Raw genomic sequence first — 11,647 nt, forward strand, 5'->3', positions numbered from 1 at the left:
ACCGTCGCGCCCGGAAAAATCCGCCGGCGGGCGACCCGCCTTTCGGGTGAGGATGCCGGGATGAGGGACGATCTTCGACGTCGCTTCGCGGCGTACACCCGGGAACCGGTCACCGACGGCATGTCCGGGGCGGGGGTGTACCGGCTGCGCGGCCGTGGCGGCGAGGAGCTGTATCTCAAGATCGGCACGGCCAACGAGCACCCGGACTCCGGCTTCCACGTGTCCGCCGAGGTGGCCCGCGGCATCTGGGCGGCGAAACAGGGGCTGCCGGTCGCCGAGATCCTGGACCACGACGTGGACGACGCCGGCGGTTGGCTGCTCACCCGGGCCGTGCCCGGCCGCTCGGCCGCCGACGCGTGGCCGGCCGAGCAGCGCGACGCGGTCGTGGACGCGCTCGCCGACCTGGCCCGCGACCTGCACCGACTGCCCGTCGCCGACTGCCCGTTCGACCGCGGACTCGCGGTCACCGTGCCGGCCGCCGAGCAGGCCATCGCGGCCGGCCTGGTCGATCTCGACGACCTGGACGAGGAACGGGCGGGCCGCACCGGTCCCGAACTCCTCGCCGAGTTGCTCGCGACCGTCCCGCCCACCGAGGACCTCGTGGTCGGCCACGGCGACTACTGCCCGCCCAATGTGCTCCTCGACCCGGACACCGCGCGGGTGACCGGCCTGATCGACCTCGGCCGCCTGGGTCGCACCGACCGGCACGCCGACCCGGCCCTGCTCACCCGCAGCCTCCTCGACGACGACCACGGCCGGTACTCCGCCGAGCACGCGGCCCGCTTCCTCGCCCGCTACGACCCCGACGGCACCCTCGACCCACGACGGTTGCGGTTCTACCGCCTGCTCGACGAGTTCTGCTGATCCCGACCCCGGCCGCTCAGCCTTCGGCGCCGACCCGGAACAGCGCGGCCAGGCGCGGCAGGCGTCGGCGCATCTCCGCGTCGTCGTCGAAGTCGAAGTCCTCCCCCGCCGGATACGGCCCGACGCCGCCGGCGCGGGTCGGGGGCCGCAGCGCCCACGCCCGGTCGAACGCCTCCTCGTCACCGGTCAGTCGCTCGAACGCCCCCATGGCGCAGTAGTTGGCGTCCTCGTCGAAGATCGCCTCGTCGCCCCCGGCGCGCGCCTCGGCGAGCACGACGGGGAGCCCGGCCAGGCCGTCCGGATCGCGCGACGCGTCCTCGTACGCCTCCCGTCCCAGGGCGATCAGTCCCGCACGGAAGTCCATGAAGGCGTCGTCGGAGCAGCCGCCCCCGATCAGGTGGGCCGCGGCCCACAGATCCCATCGGTAGAGCGCGTCGCGCGCCTCGTGAAAGCGATCGTCGTAGTCGAGGATCCGCTCCGGCGGGTGCGCGGCGAGTATGTCGACCAGCGCCGGCGCGTACGGCCCGTCGGCGGCGCGAGCGGCCTCCACCAGAGCCCAAAAGTCGTCCATGTCCATGGCACGGCACCATGGCCGACGGAACCGACATCAGGTGGCGCCGTCGGGCGTGGCGGCCGGGTCGTCCCGTACGAAGACCCCGGCGCGCGCCGCCGCCTCCGCCGCGTCGGCCGCGCGTCGTGCCTGTCCGGCGTCGACCGGCTCGCGCGTGATGAACAGCCGGTAGTACAGCGCGCCGACGGCCGTGCGCACCACCTCGCCCGCATCGGTGCCCACCGGCAACTCCCCGCGCCCGACCGCCCGTTGTACCACCACCTCGGCCTGGGCGAGCCGACCGACCAAAAAGCCGTGCAGCGCCGCGCCCGTGGTCGGATCCCGTACTGCCGCCCCCACGAGCGCCCGTGCGATCGGCCCGCGCCCGGGGTCCTCGAAACCCGACACCACCATCGCGGTGATCGCCCGCAGATCGTCCCGGAGCACACCGGTGTCGGGCAGCGGCCACGGCTCCTCCGCCGCGAGGTCGAGCGCGTCGGCGGCCAGCCCGGCCGCGTTGCGCCAGCGCCGGTACACCGTCGTCTTGTGCACGCCCGAGCGCACGGCGACCGCCTCCACGGTCAGCCCGTCGAAGCCCTTGTCCGCCAACTCGGCCAGCGTCGCCCGCCGCACCGCGTCCCGGGTCCGCGCGGTGCGCCCCCCGGGCCGCGCCTCACCCACACCACTCACCCGACACCCCGAAAGCAACCCGATTGCATGAGCGATCCCCTGTCCGCCATACTCATTCTAACGCAACATTGTTGCATTTACTCACCCACAAACACTCGCCCACCCACACCCGCCCGCGTCGCCCCGAACGAGAGAAGGCCCGGATGACCACCCCCACCGCGACCACCGGATTCCCGGTCGCCGACCGCGAGTCCGGCCCGTACTCGATCGCCGTCGGCCCGGACGGCGCACTGTGGTTCACCCTGGTGCACGCCGGTCGCGTCGGCCGACTGGACCCCGCCTCCGGGCAGACCACGATCCACGATCTCGGCGACCCGTCCTGCGGCCCGACCGTGCTGGTCGCGGGCCCCGACGACGCGCTGTGGTTCACCGAGTACAGGGCCCACCGCATCGGCCGGATCGACCCGACCGGCACGGTGACCCACTTCGACCTGCCCACCGCCGATTCCGGGCCGTACGGGATCACCCGCGGCCCCGACGGCGCTCTCTGGTTCACCGAGACCGCCGCGAACCGCATCGGCCGGATCGATCCGGTCGGCGCGGTCACCACGTTCGACCTGCCGGTCCCGGCCGCGTTCCCGTCGGCGATCACCACCGGCGCCGACGGCGCGCTGTGGTTCACCCTCAACGCGGCGAACGCGCTCGGTCGGATCACCACGACCGGCGCGGTGACCGTGTACCCGCTGCCCACTCCGGGCGCGGCCCCGGTCGGGATCACGGCCGGCCCCGACGGCTCCGTGTGGTTCGCCGAGATCGGCGCGGGCGCGATCGGTCGCCGCGCGGCGTCCGGCGAGTTCACCGAATTCCCGCTGCCGGACCGGGAGTCTCGCCCGCACGCGGTGGCGCTGGACGCGACCGGCCACTGCTGGTTCACCGAATGGGCCACGAACCGGGTCGGCCGACTCGCCCGGGAGGGCACTCTGACGGAGTACGACTTGCCCGGAGTCGCCGCCGAACCGCACGGCCTCACCCAGGGCCCCGACGGCGCGATCTGGGTCGCCCAGGAAATCGGCGCACTGGCCCGCGTCGAACCCTGAGTCGTCCGAATAACCGCTGGTGAACGCCGATTCGCCGGCCCGAATCGCCGACCGACCCCGGATTCGACCCATCGGCGAACACTCCCCCGCGCGCCCCCCGAACGCGCCCGCGCGCACCACACGCACGCACAAGGAACGCCGGTCGACACCAATTGCGAAATGGTGCAAAGCTCGACAAAAAGTGCCTATGGTCGTGCCACGGGGGCGTCGTCGAGCCCGGCGATTGAAGTCACGACGAGGGAGCACCCGATGCTTACTCAACACGTTCGTCAGTCCACGCCGGTTCACGCCGGTACCGTCGCGACGCTCATGATCGAGGAGGAGACGACCATCAGCGATGCACCGCTTTACGTGCCGGAAGACTTCGGCGCGGGTGTGCTGCTCGCCGGTCTGCTCCTGTCGCCGAAGCCCCCGAAGGAACGGTGATTCGGACCAATCGTCCGTGACGGCACCGATTTCGATGGAAAGTTGATCACCACCATGCCCTTCGCCGGCACCTCGCCACACGAGGACTACACGGCGGCGGTCGAGCGAGTGGCAGGCCAGGCCCTCGGCGTCCTCATGGACGCCGGGGGCGCGGTCGTCCCCGCCGGATTCGCCGTCGCCGACCTGCACGCGGCGCAAACCCGCGACCCCGACGCCGACTTGCCCGGCCTGCGGGTCCTGGGTTCGGACGCACTCGCCCCCCACGTCCTGCGCGGCACCCCCGTACCGAGCGATCGGGCCGAGGCCGCCGCCAGGGCGTTCGCCGTTTTCCCGCCCGACGCGGTGGGCGCCTCGCCCGACACCGCGTGGATCGTCACCTGGCGCGACTGGGCGACGGCGCGCACGCTGACCCGCTGCGGCCTGGCCCTGGACGTACCGGCCCCCGGCGACGGTGCCCAGGTCGCCGACGCGACGTCCTGGCAGACCTGGTCGGTGCGGATGGCCCAGCTCTCCTCCCTGGCCCTGCCCGGCCTGGACGGTCCGATCCACGCCGCCGCGCGCGAGGGCGCCGAAGCCCTGTCCCGGGGGCTGGTCCGGTCGATGTTGCGCCGCGACTACCGCACCGCCGCCCGGATCGCCCGCTGGATCGCGTGGGTGGCGGCCGACGGCGTCGCCGTGCCGCTGGACCTCGCGCCACTGTTGCGCCACGTCCGGGTGTTCGGCGGCGGCAGCACCCGTACCGTGCTCGACACCCGCATCGCCCAACACGTGACCGGGCTGGAGGGCTCATGAACGCCGATGTGCTCAAGACTGCCCACACCATCGGCTCGCGGGCGCTGCGCTGGCTGCACGACAACGCCGATTTCGGCACCCTGCCCACGCACACCGTCGTCGACTTCAACGACCGCGACGGCGCGTACAAACCCCTCGGCGAGGCCGCGTTGGCCACCTCGCTCATGTTGCGCGAGCGGGTCGCCGGGCCGGGCGACCTGGCCATCGCGCGCGACCTGATCGACTTCGCCTGGGGGCAGTTCCAGTCCGGGAACTTCCTCTACGAGCGCCAGGTCCGGCATCCGCTGATCACCGACCCGCTGGAGACCTACGCGCACTTCACCCGGGCGGGCCTGCGGCACGAACAGATGGACCGATTGCAGGAGCACCTGGCCGAACTGCGCTCGGTGCACGGGATCGAACTGATGCCCAACCGGCGGCTCGCGGTGGCCAACGCGAGCCGGGTCGCCGGCGTGAGCCGCCGCTTCGACTGGGCCGCGCTCGCCGCCGACACCTGGTTGGGCATGACTCCCGAGCCGTGGGTGATCGACTGGATGACCGCGTACTGCATGACCCACACGGTGTTCCACGTCACCGACTGGGGCGCGCATCCCGAACTGTTGCCCGCCGACATCCGGGACTATCTGCGGATCTGGCTGCCGGTCTGGGTGGACATCTGGGCCGAGGTCGCGCAATTCGACCTGGTGGGCGAATTGTTGGCGGTCGACGCGTGCCTGCCGGAGCCGGTGTGCGACGCGCAGGGCTGGCAGCGGCTCGCGGCGGCGCAGCGCGAGGACGGACTGCTGCCGCGCGACGCGGACCCGATCGACGAGGACCCGAAGCAGGCGTTCAAGGACCACGAGCACACCGCCGTGGTCGCGATCGTGGCCGGCACCATCACGCTGGCGCGCTCCCTGGGTACCACAACGGTCTCCGTGCCCGCGTGAGCGAGTCGTCCGCACGGTTGTTGGCGCCGCTGTTGCGGACCGTGCCCTCGGCCGGCGCGCTGGTCGTGGGCACGGTCCGGGCGGGCGAGTCGTCGGTGGTGTGCCGAGGGCCCGCGGTGGACGCCGACGCCCGGTTCGAACTGGGCTCGGTGACCAAGACGTTCACGGCGCTGCTGCTGGCCGACGCGGTGGCGCGCGGTGAGGCCCGCCTCGACGATCCGCTGATCACCTACCTGCCGCCCGGCGCCCGGCCGCGCTGGTCCTCGGACGTGACCCTGCTGCATCTGGCCACGCACACCTCCGGGTTGCCCCGACTGCCGGCCGGCACGCTGCGCACGGCGTTGCCCGCCTGGTACTCGAACCCGTACGCGGGCTACACCGAACAGCGCCTGTTCGCCCTGCTCGGCCGGACCCGGCCGCACGCGCGGCCGGGCACCCGGGTGCTGTACTCCAACCTGGGTGTGGCGCTGCTCGGACACGCGCTCGCGCGCGCCGCCGGCATGCCCTATCCGGACCTGGTGGTCGCCCGGCTCGGGGTGCCGCTGGGGCTGACGATGACCACGTGCGACCCGAACGGGCCGCAGGTGACGGGGTATCTGCGCGGTCGGCCCCGGCCGCCGTGGGACATGCCGGGGCTGCCCGCCGCGGGGGCGCTGCGCAGCAGCGGGACGGACGTGACCCGGTACCTGGCCGCGCACCTGGATCCGTCCGGTGTGCGACCCGCCTCGCTCGCCCGCGCGTTGGTGGACGTCCGGCGGCCTCGGCTGATCTGTCCCGGCGGCGGTGATCGGCTGTGCCTGGTGTGGAACCTGCGGGTGCGTCGGGGGCACGATCTGATCTTCCACGGCGGCGCGACGCGCGGGTTCACCACGTTCGTGGGCTTCAGCCCGCAGACCGGGGTCGGCCTCGCCGCGCTGGTGAACCGGGCGACGGGGGATCGGGGGCCCTTCATCCAGGTCGCGTACGACACCCTGCGAGCGCTCGCGGACGACGCGGACGGCGCTTAGGGCCCACACGGGGTGCCGCGGCCGGATTCGGGCCGCGGCACCCCGTGCGGCGGTGGTGTCCTACTCGTCCTCCGCGTCCAGGGCGTCGGCGACCGCGCGGAGCCAGATCACCACCGCCTCCGCGCCCGGGTCGACCGTGCCGATCGCCCGGTCGCCGAGGTAGCTGCTGCGGCCTCGGCGGGCGCTGTGGGTCGCCGTCTCCTCGGTGCCGGCGGCGGCCGCGTCGATCGCCTCGGCCAGGCTCGCGCCGCCGACCAGGGCCTCACCGGCGGGTACCAGGGCGTCCAGCATGGTGCGGTCGCCGACCCGGGCGCCGCCGAGTTCGCCGATCGCCCGAGCGCCGGCGGCCATGGCCTCGCGCCACCCGCGCGGTGACGGGTCCGCCTCCACCGTGCCCGCCGCGCGCAGCAGGAGCACCGAGTACAGCGGCCCGGAGGTACCGCCGAGCGCGCGCCGTACGGTGTCGGCGAGCCCGCGCAGCACGGCGGCCGGGTCACCGCCGCCGTAGCCGGGCAACTCGCGCCGGATGGCCTCGGCGCCGCGCGCCAGGCTGATGCCCAGGTCGCCGTCGCCGACGATCCGGTCCAGTTCGGTCAGGTGCGGCTCGGCCTCGGTCAGCGCCGCGCACGCCGCCTCGACGGCCCGGGTGAGCGGCGTCGGCCCGGTCAGCGCGGTGCCGGCGTCGGCGGTGCCGGGAGCGGGGACGGCCGGCAGCACGGTGACCCGGCCCACCCGGCCCACCACCGGCGTCGGCCACGCGGGCGCGGAGGTCGCCGCGTCGAGGCGGGCGAGCCGGGCGTCGTCGACCCGGACTACGGACAGCGAGACGCCGGCCATCTCCAGGGCGGTCAGGAACGAGCCGCGCCAGGCCCGTTCCAGGACCAGACCCCGGCCGGCCAGGTCGCGCACGGCGCCGCGCAGCACGATGTCCAGTTCCATCGTCGGGGTGCCGCCGAGGTTGTTGACCAGCAGCGCGACCCGGTCGCCGACGCCGAGGCCCTTCTCCGTCACGATCCGGTCCAGGAGTTCGGCCACGAACGTGTCGGCGGGCGCGATCTTGTCCCGGCGCACCCCCGCCTCGCCGTGGATGCCCAGGCCCAACTCGACCTCGTCCTCGCCGAGTTCGAAGCCGGGCTGCCCGGCGGCCGGCACCGTGCACGGGCTGAGCGCGACGCCCATCGTGCCGATCGCGCGGGCCGCCGCCTCGGCCTCCGCCCGGACCTCGGCCAGCGTCGCGCCCGCCTCCGCCGCCGCTCCCGCGACCTTGTGCACGAACACGGTGCCGGCGATCCCGCGCCGACCGGCGGTGCCCTCCCCCGCGGCCAGCGCCACGTCGTCGGCGACCACCACCACCTCGACCGCGATCCCCTCGGCCCGGGCCAGCTCGGCGGCGAGGCCGAAGTTGAGCCGGTCGCCGGTGTACGACTTGACCACGAGCAGCACCCCGGCCGGGCCGGCGACGGTGCGGATCGCGGCCAGGATCGTGTCGGTGGCCGGCGAGGTGAACACGTCCCCCGACACGGCGGCGGTCAACATCCCGGGCCCGACGTATCCCGCGTGCGCGGGCTCGTGGCCGGCGCCGCCGCCGGAGATCACCGCGACCCGACCGCTCTGCGCGTACGCCCGCGCGTCCGCGCGCAACGCGACGTTCGCGCCGTCGAGCAGGGCGATGCCGGGGTTGGCCAGTGCCAGTCCCTCCAACATCTCGGGGACGACGTCGCGGGCGGAATTGATCAGCTTCTTCATGGCTGCATCTCTACCTGGCCGAGCCTCGAACGAATCCACCGGGCCGGCCCGAATCATGGGCAACCGGACGGGCGGGACACGCGTGTCGCTCATCGGGACCGATGGTCCCGGGGCGCGGTGGATCGCCGTCCGGCGGTCGTACCGCCCGGCGCGTGGCGGGAGTGGTTCCTCCTCAGGACTTCCGCCACGAGCCGGACTCCCCGGTCGGTGCGGCGGCACTCACCCGTCCGCGGGCACCGACTCGCGGATCTTGCGGCCCGCGCCCGGACGCGGTACGCCGTCCACGGACACACAGATCCCGTAGACGCGGGCGTACGAGGTCCAGCCGTTGGTCCGGCCGCGATTGTTGCTGATCTGCACGCGCGAACGGGTGACATCCAGCGCGGAGACCAGGTGCAGGTACATCTTTCCCGCGACCCTGGCCAAGACGATGTCACCGAGAGCGAGACGGGCCGGGTCCACCGGCGCGACGGTCACGAGTTGGCGACTGCGAATAAGCGGGGCCATGGAGGTCCCGCGCGGGCGAAACTCGACGGTGGCGCCGCGCGCCACCTTGGCGGCCATGCTGTCCATCATTCCCATCGCGGAACAGGATGACGGATGAACGCCGAACCGGCCACGGGTTTTTTTCCGCCCGCCGGCCGGCCCGACGATCGACCCTCGACGACCCACCCGAAAGGCCACGGATGAGCACCCGACCGCATCACTACCGATTCGCCCACGTGGTCTTCCGCTCGATCGCGCTGCGCAACGCCGCCGGGCTGCTCGCCGCGCCGCTCGACGAACTGAACACGCGGACCGCGGACCTGTGGGTCGGCGTCGGCGGCGAGCTGCCCGAGGAGCAGCGACTGCCCGCCGACGGACTGGCCCTGTCGCACGTGCCGCTGGGCGCCGGGACCGCCCTGCTGGTGCGCTTCCCGCCCGCGCTGCATCCGCCGGAGGCGCACTTCGCCCTGCTCCTGGGGCCGGATGTGGTCGGCGAACCGCGCTACTTCGTCCTGGAGGAGAGCCTCGACATGTTCACCCGCGCGCGCGTCACGGTGCTCGGCGCCTGGAACACGGACACCCACCTCAACCTCGGTCCGGGCCCGGCCCCGGAGGCGGACGCCTTCGTCGCGGCGGTCGAGGCGCGGTTGGGGTAGGGGTAGGGCGGTCGGGTCGGGGCGGTCGGCGTCGCGCGGGTCAGCGGGCCCGGCGGTCGGCGGTGGTCGCCCGCCAGGGGGCGGTCAACGTCTCCCGGTCGGCGTCGGACATCAGGTGTGGCGCGCCGAGCGCCATCGCGGCGTGCAGCAGCGGGTCCAACGCGTGCGACCACGGCTCGGCCATCACCTCCTCGCTCGTCCCGTCCTCGTCGTCGTATTCCGTCTCGAACGCCGTCGGGCCGCCGCGTTCGCGCGCGGCGGCCAGGACCGCGGCGGACACCGCGAGGAAGCCCTTGCCGATCGGCGAATCGGCCGGGCCCGCGCCGGGGACGGCGAGGGTGTCGCAGTGGTCGCGGTCGAGGTAGGGCACGGCGTTCGGCTCACCGGTGAGCCAGTGCTTCCAGGCCGCGCCGTAGCGGGCGGCGGCGCCCGGGATCGAGGCCGCGGCGAGCCGGGCGGCGAGCCTCGGGGTGAGCGCGCGGGCCGCGTCGAGGACGTCCACCACCGCCGTGCCGTGCGGTCCGAACAACGCGGACGCGGGCAGTTCGGCGAGCACGTCCACCGTGAACGCCCTGATGTACGCGGCGGGTTGGCGCAGCGCCTCGTTGGCCTCCGTCAGCGCCGCGCGCTCGGCGTCCGTCTCGGGCGGGGGCACCGCGACCCGGTACAGCCGACCCGGCCACCCGGCGACGATCACGGTCGACAACTCCCGGTCGACCACGATGCACGGCGGCTCGAAGTCCGCCTTGGCGATCCGGCGCCCGACGGCCGCGCCGGCCATCGGCCCGGGGCTCGCCTCGCGTACGAAGACGAAGCCTTCCTCGGGAGGGTCGGTGCGGATCATCCGCCCAGCGTAGTCCCGGCTTTCGGACCGCCGGCCCCGTGCCGCCGGCCGAGGCACGCCCTAGGCTTGCCGCAGACATCAGGGGGAGGGGTCCGTGACCAAGGTCGTATTCGTCCACGGCGTCGGCAAGCAGTACCTGAGCGAGGACTCGCTCGCTCGTGACGTGGTGCCCGAACTGCGGGGCGGGACCCGCTTGGCCGACGGACCGGTGCCGACGGCCGAGGAGGTCGGGGTCGCCTTCTACGGCGACCTGTTCCGACCGGCGGGGACCCGGTCGGCGGGGGACGAGCCCTTCGACGCGGCCGACGTGGTGGACGACGACGAGTTCGACCTGCTGATGGCGTGGTGGGCGGAGGCCGCGCGGGTCGATCCGGGGGTGCCGGGTCCGGACTCCGGCGGTACGCGCGGTGTGGCCGGCGCGGTCGGCGCGCGGGCGGTACGGCTGAAGACGGTGCGCGCGGCCCTGGACGCGTTGACCGGCGCGCGCTTCCTGACCGGCGTGCTGGATCGGGCGCTGATCGGCGATCTGAAGCAGATGGTCCGCTATCTCACCGACGAGGACGTCCGGGCGCGGGCCCGGGCCCGGGTCGCGGCGCGGATCACCCCGAAGACCCGGGTGGTGGTGGCCCATTCGCTCGGGTCGGTGGTGGCCTACGAAACGCTGTGCAACACCTCGCACCGGGTGGACACGCTGGTCACCCTCGGTTCGCCGCTGGGGATGCGCGCGTTGGTGCACGACCGGCTGCGACCGGCCCCGATCGAGGGCATGGGGTGGTGGCCGCAGGGCCTGCGGGCCTGGACCAACATCGCCGACTCGGGCGATGTCGTGGCCGTGGTACGCGAGTTGCGGCACACCTTCGGTGAGCGGGTGACGGACGTGGTGGTCGACAACGGCAGCCACATGCACGACGCGACGCGCTACCTGACGGCGGTGGAGACGGGGACGGCGATCGCGGCCGGGTTGCGCGCGGACGAGTCGGACCGGTTCGACGCGCGGGCCGAGGCGCTGCGGTGGGCGGCGGGCGGCACCGGGTCGGGCGAGTGAGCGGACCGCGCCGATATCTGATCGCGGCCGGAACGCGGCACTATCGCGAACTCGGCGAACTGGACGGCGTGGACGAGGATGTCGCGCGGATCGTGGCGCTGTTCGCGACGATGGGCTACGAGCGGGTGTTGACCGACGTGTCGGACGACCCGGACGCCGGCGGGTTCGAGTACGCGCTGGCGGCCTGGTGCGCGGGCGGTGGGTTGGCGGCGGGCGATGTCGTGGTGGTCTACTACGCGGGGCATGGCGACCAGCCGACCGCCGGGCCCTATCGGTTGGCCTGCGCGGGATCCACGGCGATGCATCCGCGCTCCTGGCTCTCCCTGGACAACCTGGCGGCGATCCTGGCCGAATCGCCGGTCCGGGACGTGTTGTTCATCGTCGACGCGTGCAACGCAGGTCTGGGCGCCGACGAACTCGGCGCGGTGACCGCCGCGTTCGGGAAAGCCCGGGGCGGCGAGGATCCGGCATCGGGCACCTGGGTGCTCGCCTCCGCCCGGCGTCGCGAACGTGCCTGGGACAAAGGCCACTTCACCCGGGAACTCGCCCGCGCGTACACCACGGGCGACGGCCCCTCT

Annotated in this window: 12 protein-coding genes and 1 pseudogene; 8 read left to right on the forward strand and 5 right to left on the reverse strand. The window is 73.7% G+C overall.

Features of this window, described 5'->3' with window-relative positions:
* Nucleotides 1-60 precede the first annotated feature (60 nt).
* Nucleotides 61-864 carry an APH(3') family aminoglycoside O-phosphotransferase gene (locus EMA17_RS31310; RefSeq protein WP_126640537.1) on the forward strand — a complete coding sequence of 268 codons (804 nt, stop codon included), beginning with the start codon at nucleotides 61-63 and terminating at the stop codon, nucleotides 862-864.
* Between the two features lie 16 nt (nucleotides 865-880).
* Here the strand turns inward: EMA17_RS31310 and EMA17_RS31315 are convergent, their stop codons facing one another.
* Together EMA17_RS31315 and EMA17_RS31320 are read right to left on the reverse strand one after the other, a co-directional pair.
* Nucleotides 881-1,441 carry a DUF4240 domain-containing protein gene (locus EMA17_RS31315; RefSeq protein WP_126640538.1) on the reverse strand — a complete coding sequence of 187 codons (561 nt, stop codon included), beginning with the start codon at nucleotides 1,439-1,441 and terminating at the stop codon, nucleotides 881-883.
* Nucleotides 1,442-1,471: 30 nt separating this feature from the next.
* Nucleotides 1,472-2,104, reverse strand: a complete 633-nt coding sequence (locus EMA17_RS31320; RefSeq protein ID WP_246127019.1) for a TetR/AcrR family transcriptional regulator — start codon at nucleotides 2,102-2,104, stop codon at nucleotides 1,472-1,474.
* A 143-nt stretch (nucleotides 2,105-2,247) separates the two neighbouring features.
* Here EMA17_RS31320 and EMA17_RS31325 point away from each other — a divergent pair, with 143 nt between their 5' ends.
* The 4 genes from EMA17_RS31325 to EMA17_RS31345 all read left to right on the forward strand — a co-directional run bounded on the left by EMA17_RS31325 (nucleotide 2,248) and on the right by EMA17_RS31345 (nucleotide 6,292).
* A complete protein-coding gene (locus EMA17_RS31325) occupies nucleotides 2,248-3,141 on the forward strand; it encodes a Vgb family protein (RefSeq protein WP_126640539.1) in 894 nt (297 codons plus the stop codon).
* A gap of 468 nt (nucleotides 3,142-3,609) precedes the next feature.
* Complete coding sequence (locus EMA17_RS31335; RefSeq protein WP_126640541.1) at nucleotides 3,610-4,359, forward strand: hypothetical protein; 750 nt, start codon at nucleotides 3,610-3,612, stop codon at nucleotides 4,357-4,359.
* Nucleotides 4,356-5,285, forward strand: coding sequence for a DUF6895 family protein (locus EMA17_RS31340; RefSeq protein ID WP_126640542.1), 930 nt, complete (start codon nucleotides 4,356-4,358; stop codon nucleotides 5,283-5,285). The genes EMA17_RS31335 and EMA17_RS31340 overlap by 4 nt, the downstream gene beginning before the upstream one ends.
* Entirely contained in the window at nucleotides 5,282-6,292 is a 1,011-nt protein-coding gene (locus EMA17_RS31345) for a serine hydrolase domain-containing protein (protein ID WP_126640543.1), read from the forward strand. The genes EMA17_RS31340 and EMA17_RS31345 overlap by 4 nt, the downstream gene beginning before the upstream one ends.
* A gap of 60 nt (nucleotides 6,293-6,352) precedes the next feature.
* On the opposite strand, the gene EMA17_RS31350 is transcribed toward EMA17_RS31345, so the two are convergent.
* On the reverse strand, nucleotides 6,353-8,038 hold the full coding sequence (locus tag EMA17_RS31350; RefSeq protein WP_126640544.1) for a dihydroxyacetone kinase family protein: 1,686 nt from the start codon (nucleotides 8,036-8,038) through the stop codon (nucleotides 6,353-6,355).
* A 219-nt stretch (nucleotides 8,039-8,257) separates the two neighbouring features.
* A complete protein-coding gene (locus EMA17_RS31355; protein WP_246127020.1) occupies nucleotides 8,258-8,602 on the reverse strand; it encodes a S24/S26 family peptidase in 345 nt (114 codons plus the stop codon).
* A gap of 122 nt (nucleotides 8,603-8,724) precedes the next feature.
* Here EMA17_RS31355 and EMA17_RS31360 point away from each other — a divergent pair, with 122 nt between their 5' ends.
* A complete protein-coding gene (locus EMA17_RS31360) occupies nucleotides 8,725-9,180 on the forward strand; it encodes a hypothetical protein (protein ID WP_126640546.1) in 456 nt (151 codons plus the stop codon).
* Between the two features lie 40 nt (nucleotides 9,181-9,220).
* Here EMA17_RS31360 and EMA17_RS31365 read toward each other — a convergent pair whose 3' ends face one another.
* Nucleotides 9,221-10,024, reverse strand: a complete 804-nt coding sequence (locus EMA17_RS31365) for a hypothetical protein (RefSeq protein ID WP_126640547.1) — start codon at nucleotides 10,022-10,024, stop codon at nucleotides 9,221-9,223.
* A 94-nt stretch (nucleotides 10,025-10,118) separates the two neighbouring features.
* Between EMA17_RS31365 and EMA17_RS31370 the strand changes: the two genes are divergently transcribed.
* Together EMA17_RS31370 and EMA17_RS56085 are read left to right on the forward strand one after the other, a co-directional pair.
* Nucleotides 10,119-11,069: an antibiotic ABC transporter ATP-binding protein gene (locus tag EMA17_RS31370; RefSeq protein WP_174861460.1), complete on the forward strand. Its 951-nt coding sequence runs from the start codon at nucleotides 10,119-10,121 to the stop codon at nucleotides 11,067-11,069.
* Nucleotides 11,066-11,617 (forward strand): annotated as a pseudogene (locus EMA17_RS56085) (caspase family protein); the annotation flags it as partial. The gene EMA17_RS31370 and the pseudogene EMA17_RS56085, both read left to right, overlap by 4 nt.
* Nucleotides 11,618-11,647: the final 30 nt, after the last annotated feature.

It is taken from the genome of Embleya hyalina, from assembly GCF_003967355.1.
In the GTDB taxonomy this organism is placed as follows: Bacteria; Actinomycetota; Actinomycetes; order Streptomycetales; family Streptomycetaceae; genus Embleya; species Embleya hyalina.